The sequence below is a fragment of the Acinetobacter sp. ANC 4216 genome (genome assembly GCF_004331195.1).
Lineage (GTDB): Bacteria > Pseudomonadota > Gammaproteobacteria > Pseudomonadales > Moraxellaceae > Acinetobacter > Acinetobacter kookii.
This window is the reverse complement of record NZ_SJOC01000004.1, coordinates 1-17,441: the sequence shown is the minus strand read 5'-3', so window position 1 is coordinate 17,441 and position 17,441 is coordinate 1. Positions and strand designations below refer to the sequence as shown.

General features: G+C 42.1%; 19 protein-coding genes and 1 pseudogene. All 20 read left to right on the top strand.

What is annotated here, in order from left to right; all coding sequences use genetic code 11:
* The first annotated feature begins 43 nt into the window (after positions 1 to 43).
* Complete coding sequence (locus E0H88_RS03960) at positions 44 to 502, top strand: DUF2280 domain-containing protein (RefSeq protein ID WP_131273182.1); 459 nt, start codon at positions 44 to 46, stop codon at positions 500 to 502.
* Positions 503 to 2,038, top strand: coding sequence for a phage terminase large subunit (terL, locus tag E0H88_RS03955; RefSeq protein WP_131273181.1), 1,536 nt, complete (start codon positions 503 to 505; stop codon positions 2,036 to 2,038).
* Positions 2,039 to 2,048: 10 nt separating this feature from the next.
* Complete coding sequence (locus E0H88_RS03950; protein WP_131273180.1) at positions 2,049 to 3,536, top strand: phage portal protein family protein; 1,488 nt, start codon at positions 2,049 to 2,051, stop codon at positions 3,534 to 3,536.
* Position 3,537: 1 nt separating this feature from the next.
* Positions 3,538 to 3,738 carry a hypothetical protein gene (locus E0H88_RS03945; RefSeq protein ID WP_131273179.1) on the top strand — a complete coding sequence of 67 codons (201 nt, stop codon included), beginning with the start codon at positions 3,538 to 3,540 and terminating at the stop codon, positions 3,736 to 3,738.
* 35 nt (positions 3,739 to 3,773) lie between these two features.
* Positions 3,774 to 4,979, top strand: coding sequence for a phage head morphogenesis protein (locus E0H88_RS03940; protein ID WP_131273178.1), 1,206 nt, complete (start codon positions 3,774 to 3,776; stop codon positions 4,977 to 4,979).
* Positions 4,980 to 5,482: 503 nt separating this feature from the next.
* Positions 5,483 to 6,454, top strand: a complete 972-nt coding sequence (locus tag E0H88_RS03930; protein ID WP_131273176.1) for a hypothetical protein — start codon at positions 5,483 to 5,485, stop codon at positions 6,452 to 6,454.
* Positions 6,454 to 6,837 carry a hypothetical protein gene (locus E0H88_RS03925; RefSeq protein ID WP_092818194.1) on the top strand — a complete coding sequence of 128 codons (384 nt, stop codon included), beginning with the start codon at positions 6,454 to 6,456 and terminating at the stop codon, positions 6,835 to 6,837. The genes E0H88_RS03930 and E0H88_RS03925 overlap by 1 nt, the downstream gene beginning before the upstream one ends.
* Before the next feature lie 3 nt (positions 6,838 to 6,840).
* Positions 6,841 to 7,914, top strand: coding sequence for a major capsid protein (locus tag E0H88_RS03920; RefSeq protein ID WP_092818193.1), 1,074 nt, complete (start codon positions 6,841 to 6,843; stop codon positions 7,912 to 7,914).
* Between the two features lie 10 nt (positions 7,915 to 7,924).
* Positions 7,925 to 8,200 carry a hypothetical protein gene (locus E0H88_RS03915; RefSeq protein WP_131273175.1) on the top strand — a complete coding sequence of 92 codons (276 nt, stop codon included), beginning with the start codon at positions 7,925 to 7,927 and terminating at the stop codon, positions 8,198 to 8,200.
* Positions 8,201 to 8,207: 7 nt separating this feature from the next.
* Positions 8,208 to 8,648 (top strand): gp436 family protein, encoded by a 441-nt coding sequence (locus tag E0H88_RS03910; protein ID WP_131273174.1) that lies wholly within the window; start codon positions 8,208 to 8,210, stop codon positions 8,646 to 8,648.
* Positions 8,649 to 8,655: 7 nt separating this feature from the next.
* Positions 8,656 to 9,171, top strand: a complete 516-nt coding sequence (locus E0H88_RS03905; protein WP_131273173.1) for a phage virion morphogenesis protein — start codon at positions 8,656 to 8,658, stop codon at positions 9,169 to 9,171.
* Complete coding sequence (locus tag E0H88_RS03900) at positions 9,146 to 9,568, top strand: phage tail terminator protein (RefSeq protein ID WP_131273172.1); 423 nt, start codon at positions 9,146 to 9,148, stop codon at positions 9,566 to 9,568. Before E0H88_RS03905 ends, E0H88_RS03900 begins: the two co-directional genes overlap by 26 nt.
* 9 nt (positions 9,569 to 9,577) lie before the next feature.
* Positions 9,578 to 9,748 (top strand): hypothetical protein, encoded by a 171-nt coding sequence (locus E0H88_RS15860; protein WP_165493271.1) that lies wholly within the window; start codon positions 9,578 to 9,580, stop codon positions 9,746 to 9,748.
* Entirely contained in the window at positions 9,748 to 10,506 is a 759-nt protein-coding gene (locus E0H88_RS03895; protein ID WP_131273171.1) for a phage tail tube protein, read from the top strand. The genes E0H88_RS15860 and E0H88_RS03895 overlap by 1 nt, the downstream gene beginning before the upstream one ends.
* A 337-nt stretch (positions 10,507 to 10,843) precedes the next feature.
* Positions 10,844 to 11,404, top strand: a complete 561-nt coding sequence (locus E0H88_RS03890; protein ID WP_131273170.1) for a hypothetical protein — start codon at positions 10,844 to 10,846, stop codon at positions 11,402 to 11,404.
* Between the two features lie 112 nt (positions 11,405 to 11,516).
* Positions 11,517 to 11,798, top strand: coding sequence for a hypothetical protein (locus E0H88_RS03885; RefSeq protein WP_131273169.1), 282 nt, complete (start codon positions 11,517 to 11,519; stop codon positions 11,796 to 11,798).
* 2 nt (positions 11,799 to 11,800) lie between these two features.
* Positions 11,801 to 12,343, top strand: coding sequence for a hypothetical protein (locus tag E0H88_RS03880; RefSeq protein WP_252151984.1), 543 nt, complete (start codon positions 11,801 to 11,803; stop codon positions 12,341 to 12,343).
* 72 nt (positions 12,344 to 12,415) lie between these two features.
* Positions 12,416 to 16,057 carry a tape measure protein gene (locus tag E0H88_RS03875; protein WP_252151983.1) on the top strand — a complete coding sequence of 1,214 codons (3,642 nt, stop codon included), beginning with the start codon at positions 12,416 to 12,418 and terminating at the stop codon, positions 16,055 to 16,057.
* Positions 16,054 to 16,473 carry a hypothetical protein gene (locus E0H88_RS03870; RefSeq protein ID WP_131273168.1) on the top strand — a complete coding sequence of 140 codons (420 nt, stop codon included), beginning with the start codon at positions 16,054 to 16,056 and terminating at the stop codon, positions 16,471 to 16,473. Before E0H88_RS03875 ends, E0H88_RS03870 begins: the two co-directional genes overlap by 4 nt.
* A pseudogene (locus tag E0H88_RS03865) lies at positions 16,463 to 17,441 on the top strand (hypothetical protein); the annotation flags it as partial. The gene E0H88_RS03870 and the pseudogene E0H88_RS03865, both read left to right, overlap by 11 nt.

Sequence of the window (17,441 nt, the reverse complement as noted above, 5' to 3'; positions counted from 1 at the left end):
TTTTTGCCTATTTTGCTAGACGTAGCTAGACAAAGAGGTGTTTATGGCAGCACTAAAAGAGCCTGTAAAAATATTTATAGTTCAAGCTCTTGCATGCCGTGATACACCTCAAGAGGTAGCGGATCAGGTCTTGCAAGAATTTGGGGTGAAAATTGATAGAAAGCAATGCCAGCTATATGACCCGACCAAAGTTGCAGGTAAGAATCTATCTAAAAAATTTGTAGATTTATTTCATAAAACCCGTGCTGACTTTGATGCTGGTCTGATTGATATTCCAATTGCTCAGAAATTCTATCGACTGAAGCATTATCAAAAGCAGTTAGAGCGTAATTTAAAAAATACAGTGATGTCTCTTAAGATTCTTGAGCAAGCCGCAAGGGATGTAGGTGGGCAGTTTACGAATAAGACTGAAGTCACAAGTGAAGTTACCCAAACCACTGTCACAAAGGCTACTGATGAGCAAATCAATGAAGCTGTGAGGAAAGCCCAAGAGGAATACTAAATGGATCTGCAAACACAGGTTGAAAAAAAGCTGTGTGAAGATGAGCATTTATATTTCACCCGGCGGTTCTTTAAGCCCCGCATGGGCTTTAAGTTTATGGTCAATTGGCATCATCAGTATGTGGCTTGGTTAATTGACGAAGTTATCAAAGGCAATATCGCGAACCTGGTGATTAACGTTCCACCAGGTGCAGGTAAAACCGAATTAACGACAAACCTAATACCGCGTGGCTTGGCTCTTAACGCTCGTTCACGCTTTTTATATTTGTCATTCTCCCAATCTTTAGTTGAAGGTGTTTCTGATACTGCCCGTGACATTGTGAAATCGAAAGATTTTCAGGCAATGTGGAATCTTCAGGTATCCAACAGTACCGATTCAAAGAAAGAGTGGAAGATTACTGTAGATGACTATGATGTGGGACATATCTACGTTGCATCGATGGGTGGTCAGGTTACTGGCCGCCGTGCTGGTACCTTGGCGGAAGAAGGGTTTACGGGCTGTATCATCATTGATGACCCATTAAAGCCTGAAGATGCCTTTAGTAAGATCAAGCGTGATTCAGCAAACCGTAAAATTCTGAATACGGTGAACTCCCGAAAGGCTAAGTCAGATACACCCATCATCATGATCATGCAGCGTCTGCATGTTGAGGATCCAACTCACTTTGTAATGACTGGCAACTTACCTGGTGATTGGGAGCAAGTTTCTATTCCGGCATTAATTGATGAGGCTTATATCAATACTTTGCCTGAACACATTCAAAAGTTGGTACCAAGAGATGTTGAGCGTGATGAAAAGGGCCGCCAAAGCTACTGGCCACAAAAGGAAACCCTAAAATCATTACTGCAGCTTGAGAAAGGTGGCCAAGATAAAGAGGGTGCTACGGTTTCCCGTTATACATTCTCAAGTCAGTATATGCAGCAGCCTAAGAAATTAGGCGGTGACCTCATTAAGGCTGAATGGTTTGGAACATACAAAGAGTTGCCGCCATTGCAGTGGCGTGCGATTTATGTCGATACAGCACAGAAGATTAAAGAGCATAACGACTTTACTGTGTTCTTGCTGGCCGGTCTCGGTATTGATGGGAAGCTTTACCTGATTGATCTTTTGCGGGGTAAATGGGAAGCACCTGAAATGAACAGGCAGGCAAAAGCCTTTATCGATAAGCATAAAGATTATAACTATGAGCTCCGTCCAATCCGTTGGATGAAGGTTGAAGACAAGGCCCATGGCACACAGTTGATTCAAAACTTAGGTACTTATTCCGGTGTTCCTGTGCTGCCGGTGCAGCGTAACATCGATAAGCTAACTCGCTTTATGGATATCCAGGTACCACTGGAAAATGACTTTGAAAATAACCCTGATGACCGTTTTGTGATGCTTCCAGTCAATGCGCCGTGGGTCGCTCCATTTATTGAAGAGTGTGAGTCATTTAATGCGGCAATGACTCAGGATCATGACGACCAGGTAGACACCTTGATTGATGCAGTTGAAGAAGCAACGGTGATGATTAATTACAGCCCACCAGCGGCATAAGGTTTAATTTATGGCTAAGAAATCAAAAAAGTCTGAAATTGAAAAGCCGGCTTCAGGTGGATTGTATTCACATGAAGCTGAATTGGCTTTAATCAGCTATCTAACTAAGATGCCTGATGGTGATGAGGTTCTGCGTAAAGCAGGTGTGACTCGTCCACGTCTCAAAGTCATGATGTATGACGATGAGATTTATCAGTGTGTTGAAAAGCGTCAGGATAAATTAGAAAGTGCGCCTTGGCGTATTGAGCCGACAGACAGACCTGAATCCAAAATCCTGATGGATCATTTACGGGAGTGGTGGTCTGAAATTGTTTTGGGTGCACAGAATGCCCGTTGGTATGGCTACTCAGTGCTAGAGACTATTTACAGTAAGCCTGAGGATCCATGTCTTCACATTGATGGCAATACCATTACTCCGTTTATAGGTTTTAAGTGGATTGGTGAAAAACCAATGCAATGGTATGAGCCTAAGAATGATGGTCGGCTAATCTTGTTGGCCAATTACAACAGTACTCGGCAAGATCAGGAGGTGGACCAGCGTTTCAAGCACTTTTTGACACGTTGTAAATCTACTTATGAGAACCCTTTAGGTGAAGCTCTACTGAGTCGATTGTATTGGGTGTGGTTCTTTAAGAATTCAGGATTTAAATTTTGGGCTAAGTTTGTTGAGAAATTTGGCCTGCCGATGATGGTTGGTAAGACTGTTGGTAAAACTGAAGATATGCGTGACGCATTACTTCGGGCACATGCAAGTTCTGTTCTTGCGCTTGGGACGACAGACTCGGTAGAAATTCAGGCAGCTAATAATTCTGGAAATAGCTCGCAAACATTTGAAACCTTTGATAAGAACCTAGAGCGCCGTATTCAGAAAGTTATTCTTGGTCAGACGCTCACCAGTGGTACAGATAACTCTGGATCTCGATCATTGGGTGAGGTTCATCTTGAAGTGCAGAATGCCAAGTACAAAGCTGACATTCGAATGATCATGCCGACGATTCAAGCCATTATTAATGCGTTGTGCGATATCAATGGTTGGGAGCGTCACAGAATCATCATTGGTGAAGAAAAGTCACTTGAACCTGAAAAAGCTGATCGCGATGTGAAGTTGAAGAATGCCGGGGCTAACCTGACACCGCAATACTTTCAGCGTGAATATGGACTTCAGGATGGTGATATTGCTGAAACTCAGCAATTACCGGCGAATACACAATTCTCTGCATTACCACGCCAAGTATTCAGCTTTAAGGCATCTGCCAACAAGTTATCTGCAGCACAGCAGGAAGTTGAAGAGCTGACGGATGGTCAGGGTGATTTAGAGCTTTTAAATCAGGATCAGATTAAACAATTAGTGGCTGAATCAGACAGTCCTGAAACTTTGATTTTTAACTTGGCAAAGTTAATACCTGAAGCATCGCGGACTGAGTTCACAGCTAAATTGGATCAAGCTTTATATGCGGCTGATGTGCTGGGGTATGCAATGGCGAAGGATGGGCAGTGATATGAAACCAACTGGAATGTATTTCGATGAAAATGGTAAGCCTTATTTAGTTGCAAATCCTTCAAAGCGAAAACGTAAGAAATTACTCAAGCAACTTAAGTCTTCAATTAAGCCGTCTAAAACACAAATTTTTGTTATTCGGAATGGTGAGCCGGTGATTATGCCTCGCTGTCGTGTTGTTGATTTTCAGATAGAAACTTAAACCACCGAAAGGTGGTTTTTTATTGGGCGTGAGTTATGCAACCAGTCACATTTCTTGAGGCGCTTCAGTACGCTCACAGCAAAAAGATCGTTCTACCTGATGAGTTCTATTCAATGGACCTCAAGACTCGGCAGATGGCAACTACAGTCAGCTTCCTATCAAGTCTTGAGCAGATTGAAACCGTCATCAAGGCCGTGAATAAATCTATTGCAGACGGTGGAACGTTTAATGACTTTCAAAAGCTAATTGCTGAATCTGAAATCATTCTGCCAAAGCATTACCTGGACAATGTATTCCGTACCAATATCCAGAACGCATATGGTCATGGCCGGTGGCAACAACAGCAACGCAATAAGGCTAAACGACCGTATTTGATGTACTCAGCTATCAATGATAGCCGGGTCCGTCCCAGTCATTTGGCTTTGAATCGAATTGTATTGCCAATTGATCATCCATTTTGGCTGACACATTATCCACCCATTTCATTCCGTTGCCGTTGCATCGTGATTGCTTTGACCGAGAAACAAGCATTGAAATACGGCATTACTCCTGATGATCAGTTGCCAGAAGTGGCTGAGGCTTTGGATTGGAGTTCTCATCCTTTGCAGTTTGGTGAGCTTGAATCGCTGGTTGATAAAAAGATCAGTGCTTCATCTCTGGATAAGGAGTATCTCCTTGAGCAGAAGGAGGTCATTAGAGCTGAGTGGACAGCAAGTAAAAAGCTCACCAGTTTATTCGCTCCAATGGATGATAAGACTCGGGACCTATTTGATACGGTGGCCAATACTGTTATTCCACTCGATCCAAACATTCGGCCAAGTGCAATTCGTACTTTTCTGGATTATGTACAAGGCAATGATGCTGCATTGACTACATATCTTGGCCAGCCGTCCATTAGCTTGGCTGATGATGTGCTGAAGCGCTGGCTGAGTACCGACATGGCAGCCATTCAAGCTGTGGCAAGTAGTACGGCATCAACCGTGGTAGGTGCTGCGACTCTTCAGCAGGTAGGGGCTTATCAGGTTGGGCAGACAGTCCAGTTTAATGCGCCGTTGCTAATGGCTGAAAGTGTTGGTGACATCGTGATTAAGATTGAGAATGCTAAAGGCATGGGCATTGATCTAGATATGTTGAATGCTGGTAATGGTGTTCTCATGCCGATGGGATTGTCTTTTGAAGTGGTTTCGATAGAAACGATTGAAGGACAGATGATTTATACATTGAAGCCATTATTTAACTGAATTATTAAGTTATAGGTGCTGTATAAATTTATGTTTAAGCTACATTTTTAATACAACCTTAGGAATAAATGGATATTGGTTTAGGGTGAAATTGGATTTATAAAATCTTTACGATTTAATTCCTTTGGTTATATGGAAATGGACTGTTTTGCTATTCAAATTGAAATACCTGCTAATAAATGCCCTAAAGTAAGAGGCCGAAAACGATTAATAAAAGAAGGGAAAGCCAAACTTCTATTATCAAATAATACTTCAATGAGAAGAGCTCTTGAGGGTTTTACGAGATATGGATTAACGAGTGGTAGAAATGCAATAGTTCTGACATGTTCTGAGTTCAAAAAACATGAGAATCAAATTTCAAATTTTTTAAACAAGAGATTTGAAAGTGATTGGAGACTTAAGCTAATACCCGTCAAAATTAATTTATTCATTGGCCCACCTAGGTGAGTTTCTAATGTCTATCTTATACCGCCGTAAAGGCGGTTTTTTTATGGAGCATGAAAATGCCAGATCCAAATGAAAATCAAAAAAAGGAGCAAGACCAGTTTTGCTTCCAATTAGGTCAAGTCAGTGTAGACAAGCCTGAAGATGGAAAAAAGAAACGCACATTCTCGGGTATTGCTTACAGTGGTGAAGCAATTACTGATCACTGGTATTGGGACAAAGTGGTATTTGATCTTGATTCAATTCAAATCAAAGGTCGTATTCCTGCACTACTTGAACATCGAACCAGTCAGCGTGTTGGAGCAATCAACTCCCATTCCATCAGTCATGCTGAAGGTCTGAAAATTGAAGGCAATTTGCTTTCAAATGAATTTGGCACTCAAGTCGCTCAAGACTCTGATGATGACTTCCCATGGCAAATGTCAGTTCGAATTTATCCGACCACAGTTGAGGAAGTTAAAGAGGGTTCGATCATTGTAAATGGTCGAACATTCCAAGCTCCTGTTGCAGTATTCCGCGGTGGACGTATTCGTGAAGTGTCTTTCTGTGCTTTGGGTGCGGATGACAACACAAACGCAGTGGCAGCCAGTCACTCTCCAAAAAACTTTAATCAACCAGAGGACACAGACGTGGACCTAGAACAAGCGAAAGCAAAAATTAAAGAACATGAGCAAACCATTTCAGGTTTGCAGGACCAGGTTAAAAAGTTTGCTACAGATAAGCGCAATGCTGAGATTGATGCTTTGGCCAAAGCTTTGAACAAAGAGTTTAGTGCTGATGAAAAATCCAAGTTTGCTGCAATGCCAGACGATGCATTTGATCTGATGGCTGGAACACTTAAGCAATTTGCAGCAGGCAACCAACAACCGCCAGCTGGACAGCAACAACAAACGCCGGCACCAAGTGTTAATCCAGCATATGCACACTTATTCACTCACCAAGCTAATGGTGGTCAAGGTGGGCAAGCTCCACAAGGATCAGCTTTAGATCAGGCATTCGCCAAATTTGCGGCAGCTCAGGAGTCTAAATAATGGGAACAATTACTCAAACCATTACGACCAATCAATTGGTGGTAGGTGATGGTATTCGCACTGAAAATGCCAAAGTAAAAACAGCAACTGCATACAAACGAGGCGACCTACTTAACGTTGGTGCAAATAATGTGGCTGACCACCCTGTTGTTACCACTGGGGTGGTAGGGGATTGGAACGCGATTGCTGTATCAGATTTCACTGCAGAGCAATCTACATATCACGCCAACAATAACTTAGAAATGCCAATCTACACACAAGGTCCTTTCGATATTGCTGTAGTTACTGTGAACGGAGTTCCATTAACAGCAGATCAATATGATGCAGTACGTGCACAGGCATTGGCTAATAAAATCGAACTTCGTAAAGTTGTGGGGAACTAAGACATGAGTCAAACTTTTACATTTCAAAATGCACCAGTTGAATTGCTGGATGTGCCACAACTGGTGCTACTGACCGATACTACTCAAAAGGTAGATACTTGGTTGATGGATCGCTTCTTCCCTCAACGTGTTTCATACACCAAAAAGGAAGTTCCAGTTGGTGAGTTGAATACAGCAACTCCACTTGCGCCGTTCGTTACTCCGACGGCTGCTGGTCGCCAAATCAAAGTAGGTGAATCTGGCAACGTGAAATTCGTGAAGCCTGCTTACTTAAAGCCAATGATGACGGTTATGCCAAGTGAAGTACAAAACACTGCTCTGATCGCACGCTTACGTCAGTTTGGGGTGATTGCGACCGGTTCAAATCGTTTATCTGATGCGGATCTACTTTTAATTGACCAAGCGCAGAAGGCTTTGTATCTTCGCCAGTCTATTGAAAATCGAAAACTGTTAATTGCCCGCGATGTCTTACTCTACGGTAAAACCACTTTCGCTTCAGCAGACTTCCCAATGTATGAAGTGGATTATGAGCGCAACCCTGCTTGTAACTTCACGCCGTTGATCAAATGGGGACAAGCCGGTGCCACTCCTGTTAAAGATATTCAATCAATGATTGACTTATCTGTTGAGCACTCAGGTACATCGCCAAATATGGCTTTGACCACATCTAAAGTATTTAATGTCTTGATTAAGGACCCTGAGTTTAAAGAAAAATTCATTGCTCCTTATGCAGGTATTAGTGTTCCAATCACGCCAACTTTTGACCAGGCAGATAAGCCTCAGTTCCGTGGCACAGTGGATAATATTGAAATCTGGACGTATGACGTTAAGCACAGCATGGAAGGTGTTGCGGAACGTTTTATTCCTGAAGATTTCTTCGGTCTTGTTTCTGATGCAAATGGCTGGATTGCCCATTGTGCATTGCAAAACGTTGAAGCATTTGGACAGGCTTTGGAATTCTATTTAAGCCAATGGCAAGAAAAGAACCCTTCAAGCATTCAATTATTGGCTGAATCCTCTCCACTTGCTGTTCCAAATAACAAGAACGGTTTAGTGGGTGGCCGTGGATTCGTATAAGGAGAACTAAATGCCAAAGTATATTGCAAAACAGTCGATCGGACATTTTCGTCCAGGTGATGAAATCCAAGGGCTTGAAGAGAAAAAACTTCAGGCCCTTTTAGCATCTGGGGCTATTGAAGAATATCAAGAGCTTAAAGAACCTAAGGCAGATGGTATCGCCGTACGTTTGGCTGAGCTGGAAAAGGAAAATGCCGAGCTTAAAGCAAAGGTAGCTGAACTTGAAAAAGCTAAGCCAGCGGTTAAGCCAAAAGCCAGTGACAAACCAGCTGACGAAACTAAATAGGTGATCTATGTATGCGACTGAAGCTGATTTGGTCGCACGATTTGGTAATGAGATAGAGCAACTTAAACAGGTGCTTCCATCTCAATCAGCTGTTAATGATGCAATCCAAGATGCAACAGAGGAAATTAACGGTCACATTGGTGGTCGTTATCCTTTGCCGCTTCCTAACGTGCCGAGTAATTTAAAGCGTATGGCGTGTGATATTGCACGCTATCGCCTTTATTTCCAGCAACCAACCGACGAGGTTAGACAGCGTTATGAGGATGCAATCGCATTCTTGAAACGTGTTGCTGACAACAAGGCACATTTGCAGATCCAATTGCCTGAAACAAACCAGATCGTGGATGACCAACCTAAAAACAAACCTTCCACCATGCCAATTGGCACAACTTATACAGGTGGTGTTTTTGGTGATTCTATCCTGGATCAAATGCCCAGCATGAAGTGAGGTGTTTATGGCTTTTGTTATTAGTATTCAGGCTGATAGCTCACCGATTGAAGCAGTACTCAAGCAATTGGGTAGCTTTGATGCATTAAAAAACCAGTTGTTTGATGAGATCGGACAAGGGCTTGTCTCAAGTGTTCAGCACCGATTTTTAACAGGTACTGATGTTGATGGCAATCCATGGAAGATTTCATGGCGTGCAAGCATGCAAGGGCGTGATGGAGTGGGTGTTGGTGAAACACTCCGTGATACTGGTCGCTTGATGAATTCCTACACGCACAATGTCCTTTCAAGTGGTGTGGAAGTGGGAACGGATGTTGAATACGCCCCTCATCTGCATTATGGAGCAACGATTCTGCCTAAGAATGGTCAATACATTACTTTTGCAGTGGGTGGTCAATATCGAAAGGTCAAGCAATCCATTCTTCCACCACGTACTCAACTCGGCATTAATGCTGAAGATGAGGCCATGATTTTAGATATTGTTGGGAGTTTTATAGATGAGCACCTTCTTCGCGGTGCGTGATGAAATTGCAGAAAAACTGAAAGAGATTCCAGAATTTCTAAAGATTTATACACCACTCAATTCGGTCAGTGTGACAGAGATGTCACAGGTTGTACCAGCGGCACACGTGAACTTTGTGCGTATCGATAAAAAAGCCAGTGCAGGCAAGGGCAACATCAACCAGATCGGCCAGCAATGGGCTGTCACAGTGGCTTGTCGAAATGCTCAGTCTCAAATGACAGATGGCCGGGCTGTAAGTGATGAGGCTGGTTCTCTGGCAGAGAAAGTAATTAAGCTGCTTTCTGGTTGGCAACCTCAAGCATCACGTACCGCTTTGGAGTTCCTTTCCGTGAAGGATGGATATAGTCCAGGCTTTGCATACATCACCATTATTTTTGAATCTCAAAAATTCATTTAGGAGCCAGTCATGGCAAAACAATACAAGGCATTGCAGCCAGTAGGTCGCTTCAAAAAAGGCGATGTAGTCGGTGGGCTGAGTGATGCTCAAATTAAAAAATTACTGGCAGATGGCACAATTCAGGAAGTACCTGAAACAAAAGCTGCTCCAGCCAAGAAAACCACAGGAGATGAAAAGTAATGGCTAAAAAGAATTATATCTCACTGCAAGGTAAGTTCTACTTATCTGAGCTTGTAAATGGTGTAGCTGGTGCTATGCGCCACCTTGGAAACGTACCAGAGTTTGAATTGGAAATCGGTGCTGATGTTATTGAGCATAAAGAATCAACGACTGGTAAACGCACTACCGATTTCACCATGATTAATGCCACCTCTGTAAACTTCTCAGGGCAACTTGAGGAAGTTAATCCGGAAAATTTGCAATACATTCTTTCTGGTATGACACATGAAGTGCCTACAAAAACTGTTACGGATGTATCGCTTGGTAATGTGGTTGCAGGTGAAGAAATCAAGTTGGATGGTTATAACCTAAAAACGGTTTCATTCAAGGATTCAACTAGTGGCACGCCTAAAACGGTTGATGTGGGTGATTACACCCTAGATGCTAAATTCGGTACTGTTATTTTCAATGATGTTGCTGATCTAACAATGCCAATTTTGGCAAGTTACACAACTGGTGCAGTAACCAACACTACATTGGCATCTGACTTTGAAAAAGAGTACGAGCTCTTCTTTAAAGGGATTAATACAGCAAATGGTGAACATGTGGCTGTAACTCTATGGCGTACCAAAAAATCACCTGAAACAACTTTCCCATTGATTCATGAAGAATTGGGTCAATATGAAATTTCAGGTCAGGCGTTATCAGATGTGACCAAAGAAGCAGATCCAGCATTAGGCCTGTATGGTCATGTAGTGACAATTCCAGCAGCAGTGTAATACACACAGGCACAAAGAATTCCACGACGCATAAGCGTCTTTTTTGTGCCTGTTACAATGTCGCCTTTTTATATTGAATATGGTCACAATTTTTTACCCTTTGGTTGAATTAATTGTTGAGAATATTCTTATTTACTTGTATAAAAAAAGAACAATTAAAATCAGAGGGAAAAGGAATGACAGCAATAATAGAAGTATTGGTAACATCATTTTCAGCTCTAATGCTTATGTTGGTTATCCACCAATTTGGGCAAATGTTTAATTGAATCTTTAGAAAATAAAAAAACCACTCTTCGGAGTGGTTTTTTATGTCCAAAATTTACATTGAGACCCCATCATGAATGATTTTTTCTTAGCCACAAACCGATCCGTCGTGGTGAATGACATTGAAGTTCGACAGATACAAATGAAAGACTTTGACATTTGGGCTACACATGCTGAGGTAATCAAGCAGTTCCTTAAAAATAAAAATCATTCAGATGAAGTTTTGACAGAATTATTTGCAGCACATGGCATACACGTCATTTCTACAATTGCATGTGTCACTGATCTGGACAATGAATCACTATTCAAACTTGCTTCAAATGAGCATGCCTTTAAAGAACTGCTTAAAACTATGCTTCTGGTAAATCATACCTATTTCAAATATGAAAAGCCAAAGCGGTCTGCAAAACAGGCCACAGAATCCACCTGGTTTGATTCATTTCAGTTCCTGGTATCAATGGGCCACCAACATAGCGAAATCATGCAGATGACCTATGGAGCATTTGATGGTTACGTTAAAGCTGCAAATAAGATGTACAAGCAAGGGGTTCTCAATTCTGCCGTTGCTGCACGTGTCGCTCAATCTGACAAGAAAGGTTTTGAGACGTTTAAAAAAGATATGGGCTCTGATTGATCATGCCAATGCCAATGAATTTAAGAAGTTCTTTGAGGAATTGAGGGAATAATATGCAGGTGACTTTTACCGAATGATTGGATATTCTTTGTGAAAACAAAGGGTAAAATTCATGAAAAAGATATTTTTAGTGATTATTTTGGCAGTATGTTCATCTTCATATGCAGTCAGTGTTGACTCAGTTCGTGGTAGTTATGGTTTTGTAGAGCGTGGAAATTCATATAGCAAGATGCTAGATGTACTGGGCAATCCAGATTCTTCTTATAAGCATATTATCCATGATCGTGATGGTTGGCCACACAAAGCAACAAGTTATTTTTATTCGCTCAATAATGTGAAGTATGAAATAACAGTCGTTGATGGCGCTGTCTATAGCATTAATTGGGAGCGCTGAGGATGAATCTGAAATATCTTTCAATTGGTGCTCTGGTTGTAATCGTTGCTCTTTTTTATTTCATTAATGAAAGCAATAAAGAAGATAGGGTTAGAATTGAAGCCAGCAAACAAGCATACATAGACCAGCAAAATAAAACTGTAAAAGTTGCAGAGTTGCAAAAGAGCCTTCCTGATTTAAGACAATCTGATGCTTTAAAATTAATTGAATCACCAAAAATGAGTGCTGATGACATAAAATTTTATAGAGATTTAAGTGCAAAGTGGAGCGATGCTCTTAAGGTTGCTGGAGCAACACCACGAATTGACCTTTCAGGACCTGTTCAAGAGTTACAAAAACTTAAAAGGGAGTTGGATGCTCGGCAACCTAAAACAGTTTGTGAGGATATGATGAGGGGTAGTTTATTGCGTGCCTACAATTACACCATAGATGGCTTTCTAGAATTTATGATGAAAAATGAAACAGAGTCTAGTGTAAACACAAGACTTAGTTCCTCATCTATGAGTGATGCAACCTTTCTTCTTGATTATTGCAAAGCACCATAGGGTGCTTTTTTAATGCCAAAATTTCTACCCGCCATGCGCGGGTTTTTTGTTGCCTAAAATTTAGAGGTTGTCATGGTTGGAAAAAATCTAACTTTTAAATTGGTGATGGATGCTGATACTAAAAGCTTTGTCACTAATGTTAATCAGTCTAAACAAGCTGCGGAAAAAGCAATAGCTGCAATTAAAGATGGATCTGCAAGTATAGTTGGTGTTTCAGATCAGGCAGCAAAAGCTATTGATGGCATTATTCCAAAAAATGCAAATGAACGAGCCATCAAGCTTACTGAGTCATTGAACGCTATTACAGAGTCGTTAAAAAGCACAGATTTTGCAGCGGATGGGGCGATTGATGGGTTTAAAAAGTTGGGTGTTGATTCGGTTCGATCGCTGAATATCTTAAAAGCCAATTTGGCGACTTCAAAAACAAAGCTTGAAGAGTTCTCAAAAACCAATGCAACACCAGAAGATATTCGTAATGCGCAACAGCAAGTAGATGCGTTAGAGAAAGAGGTCTTACAAGCAGACAAGGCATTTATCGCATTTAAATCAGAACTAAGCCTTATCAATCCAGAAGTAGCCAAATTAGATGCGGAGCTGGGTAAAGCAAATGCAGAATTACAACAAACAGAGTCCTTTACTCAGCGAGCATCTGGTGAAATTCAAGGGTTAAAAACCGGATTTACTGCATTAACCAGTGCGCTTGCAGCACTAGGCATTGGCACATCGGCAATGGAGATTGCTCAAACTGCAGATGAGTATAAGAATTTATCAGGTCGTATTTCTATTGCTGTTGGTGAGCATGGCAACCTTCAAAAGGCAATGGATGATGTTAAAAATGTTGCCATTGCCACAAATTCAAATTTAACCGCTACAGGTGACTTGTATGCCAGGCTAACCAAGATTGGTCAGGAGATGAAATGGCCTCAAGAACAAGCGCTCGCTCTTACTGAAACAATCAATAAAGCAATTCAGGTGGGTGGCGGCTCGGCTGCATCAAATGAGGCTGCTATAACCCAATTAAACCAAGCATTAGGTTCAGGTGTGCTTCGTGGTGATGAATTTAACTCAATGGTTGAGCAGTCACCTCGATTAACACAAGCAATGGCTGATGGTATTGGTGTGACGATTGGCAAGCTGCGCGAAATGGCTGAAGCTGGTCAATTGACTACTGATGTTGTGACGAAAGCGCTATTAAGCCAATCGGAAAAAATTAGTACTGAATTTGCTAAGTTTCCAACAACTATTGGCGCATCAATTGAAAATTTAAAAACCGCATGGACTGTATATATTGGTGAAGCAGATGCCGCATCCGGAGTTAGCGCAAGAGTGGCTGAGGCTATTAAACTTGTTGCTGACAATCTAGATGTGCTGGTAAGTGCCTTTATTAGCGCAGCTCAAGCCTTTGTGGCTTATAAAGCAATTGGAATGGCTGCGACTTTTCTCGAAAAAGCCAATGCAATTCGTGGGGCACAGCTAGCAATTGCAACTGAAACTACATCTGTGGTGACAAATACTCAGGCTCAAATCGCGAATGCTGGTGCATCTAGAGCCGCTGCGTTAGCTAAGACCCAACTTGCAGCTGCTACAAATGCAAGCAATACGGCTAATATTGCAGCATCAGGTGTTTTTGGTAAGGTTTCTTCTGCCGCAAGTGGGCTAAAGGGAAGTATTGCTGCGGTTTTGTCTAGATTTGGGGCATACGGTATAGCTGCTGCCGGGTTGGTTATTGCTAGTGACTTAATCATTGATGGTCTCAAGAAAACTGATGAATGGCTACTTAGGCAGGGCTCAGACTTTATAGATTGGGCGGTCTCAAGAATCACTGGAACTAAGTCTCTAGTTGAGCAAGAAAAGGAATGGGTTGCGGCGGAAGAGGAATCCAGAAAGAAACAGGAAGAAGCTGCTGCAGTAAAAGAGAAAAATGCTGCACGCACCGAAATGCTTAAAAATGCTTCATTAGGTTTAAATGAGGTATCAAAAGCCACTGTACTTGAGTTCGATAAACAAGTTAAGGCTGGAGAAAAAGTATCCGAAACTCTAGATGGTATAGCTAAATCATTCAATTTTGATAGCACAACTGGTATCAATAATGGAATCACTGCACTTCTTGCATTGCAAGCCCAAGGCAAGGCATCAGGTGATGAAATTCGTAAAGCATTGACTGGTATCTTGAAAGATGAGGATCTTGTTGCCTTTCAAGGTCGTCTTGCTGCAATTCCTATCAATATCGAGAAGCAAATTGAAGCAACCAATGCCAAGATTAAAGCCAAACAGGCTGAGTTAGATGCATGGAAAAAAGCAAATCAAGATGCTAATTGGAATGACTGGAAGGCAGCAACAGATAAGTATCGTGCAGATATTGAAAAACTGCAGGCGGAATCAAGCGCATTACAAGTTCAGTATGCCAACTCAGTTAAAGGCGCTGCAATGGTTCAGGGTGCGATCCTAGATGAGGCAATTCGCCGTACTGGATTGAGCTATGAGGAGCTAAGCGGCAAGTCAACAAAGGCGTTTATATCAGCTAAAAATGATGTAAATGTTCTAGTTAGCAATCTTGATAATCTAAAAGAAAAAGGGGTGGATGTTGGGCGTGCATTGGATGCAAGTATCTCCAATGCAATTAGTACCGCTACTAATCAGAAAGAGGTTGATGATTTAAAAGCGAAAATTAATAGCCTTCGAAATGTCTTGGGTGAAAAGGTTGCTGATGGTTTGTTACGTCAAGCAGAACAACAACTTATAGATATTAAAGATAAAGCTGATCAAGCAAAGGCGGGGATAAACTCGGTCCAAGAGGCTTTTAATTTATTTGGAATGAAAACCCCATCTCAATTAAAGGTTATAGCCGAGCAATACAAAGCTGCATTTGATGAAATGAAGAAAAGTGGTCAGGCTACATTGTCCCAACAACAGGAAGCCTTTAAGCAATATGCTGAAAAAGCTATTGCAGCCAACAAAGGGGTTGCTGATAGCACACTTCTCTCACAAGCAAACATGCTAGATCTAAAAATTGAAGTTGATGCTACTGGCAAAGCATCAATTAAATCCATGTCCGATCTTGAGGCATCTATCAACCGTACTGGTGATAGCTTTAAGAATATTGAGAACGGTGCTCGATCTGCAGGCAATGTTATGCGGGAGGAGGCTGAAAGTGCTGGTGATGCATGGCGGGCTGCTGTAGAGAAAGCAAACCAGGATTTTAAAGCTGAAATGAAGGCACAGGGTGAAGCCCTTAGCTCTATGTATGATTATCAGTCTTACAGTAAAGCCGATGTTTTATCGCAGCTTAAGAGCAAGGGTTATAGCGACAAAGAGGCCCAGAAACTTGCTGGTGATATTTGGGCGCAAGGGATGGCGGCAGATCGGGATGCGAAATATTCAAGTTTAGGTAGAAGCGGTCCATTAACCGCATTGATTAATGCTGAATTTGATAAAGCCGCGTCTAAGGGTCTAACAACTCAAAATGGCACAAACAAGATCAATGAATTGCTTCGCTCTATCAATATGGCTTCAACCGGTTCGAGTAACTTGAATGACTACGTGCCGTCTATTCCTTCAGTATCTAATGCAGCCAGCAACATTAACTCAAGTCCAACAACCATAATTCGCTTCGAGTCGAATGGGCAGCAAGTAGAGGCTCAGGTTGATGCAAACCAGGTAGATCCATTGGTGGCAATGCTTGAAAAATTAAAGGTAATAAAGAAATCATCATGAAACTTATTCGCTTAGCAACATCAGAGACCGTCCCATTAGAGGACGGTTTTTTATGGCCTAATGAATTCTCTTGGAAGGCTATTGAGCAGAATCAAAACTATGCAATCGATGGCTCTCTGGTAGTTCAAGAAGGGAAAAAGAAGTCAGGCAGACCGATTACGTTACAGCCGGCAGATAAGGAAATGGGCTGGATCAAGCTGCGTGAATTACTAACTGTTCTGGAATGGTCGAAGCTGCAGAATGAAGTGTTTCAACTGCAGTTTGAGCAGCCACATGACAGTCGGCAGTTCACAGTCAAATTCAATCACCAGGATGGGGCTTTAGAGGCCGATCCGGTTAAAGGAATTCCAGCGGTATCACTGGATGATTATTACAACGTGACCTTGCGCTTTACGGAGTTAAACGATGGCGATTGAAACAAAGGATTTAGTGATTTACAAGTCTGAGCGCTTGACTGATAACTCTGATGGCGGTGGGAAATATTCAGGCGTTGTAGTACAGGATGGCATCAGCAATAACCTGTTCAACGATGTATCTGAGATGGATCGCACCATGGGTGATGTATCCATGCGCAAGGTCTTTCCGGCTGTCACAACTGGAGATACCGATTTATTGATGGGTGCAACGGTGTTTGTGTCTGAATTGCCTGCTGATCCAAACGTATCAGCATTATTATTCAGCACGGAAAACTGGACCGATGAACGCCAGTCTGCCCAGAACCGGTTAGAAAATTATTTGGCCAAAGGCGGGCAGATTGCAGGTACACCACTTGATACACATTGGAAAGGCATGTCATCACTTCAGGCGGCCATGTTTCCACAAGAAACCGAGTCTGCCGTGGGTGATACCATTGTTCTGATCAGTGATGAGGGCAAGGCTTTGGAATATGAGCAATATGTACGTATTACCAAAGTTGAGACACGCACTGCAATCATGGTGATCGATGGTAAAAATGTTGAGTACAAGGTAGCTACTTACTCGCTAAACGATCCACTTGAAGTTGATTTTGTAGGTTTGTCAGCGCGTCAATGGTATTCAGGCAGCACATCAAAAACCATTATCCGGGACACCATTGTTGCCGATACCGGGCTGTATTACTCATCTACTGCACTGGCATCAGATGCCAATGTGGGTGAGTTTACAGTCAATGCCAAAAGTATCTTTGCCCAACTTATCCCATCGGCCCAGACTGAAACCCCGATTATTGATGTGAATGCTGCAGGTGAAAGTGTGGTGCTGGTTGCGGGTAATACCGGCACTATTACAGCCGGTTACCCAAATATGGTGATTGGTGTCAGCCAGAATCTCTATATCGGTTCTGCGGTGATTCCATCAAGTGTGGCTTTTACCTTACAAGGCCAGCAAATTACCGATCAAGGCGGGT